Here is a 578-nt window from a genome sequence, read left to right as displayed (position 1 = left end):
TTGGCACCGGGTCAGGTAGTGGTTAGAGAGACCAGCTACACGGTTACGCAGTCAGATGTAGATTCTGGCTCAGTGTTGAACACAGCCTTTGTAAAAGGAGAGAATCCAAACCCAGAAGGTGAAGATCCAGAGGGCGAGACAGAGATTGAGACACCTATAGACAACAATGCAGGCTTGAGCATCAGCAAATCCGACAACGGATCCACTGTGACGCAGGCAGGCGAAGTGATCACCTACACGTTGACGGCAACGAATACAGGTAATGTGACTATCGCAAACGTAACGATTGTGGATCCATTGACAGGCTTTGAAGAGAATGTTGGAACATTGGCACCGGGTCAGGTAGCGGTTAGAGAGACTAGCTACACGGTTACGCAGTCAGATGTAGATTCTGGTTCAGTGTTGAACACAGCCTTTGTAAAAGGAGAGAATCCAAACCCAGGAGGAGAAGATCCAGAGGGCGAGACGGAGATTGAGACACCTATAGACAACAATGCAGGCTTGAGCATCAGCAAATCCGACAACGGATCCACTGTGACGCAGGCAGGCGAAGTGATCACCTACACGTTGACGGCAAG

Annotated in this window: 1 protein-coding gene; it reads left to right on the top strand. The window is 49.8% G+C overall.

Going from position 1 to position 578, the window contains the following annotated elements:
• A partial coding sequence (locus MM213_RS20795; protein ID WP_241414796.1) for a CLIPPER-2 domain-containing protein occupies window positions 1-578 on the top strand: 578 nt, incomplete at both ends.

It is taken from the genome of Belliella alkalica, from assembly GCF_022549785.1.
GTDB classification, from domain to species: Bacteria; Bacteroidota; Bacteroidia; order Cytophagales; family Cyclobacteriaceae; genus Belliella; species Belliella alkalica.
This window is presented reverse-complemented; position numbering and strand designations above follow the sequence as displayed.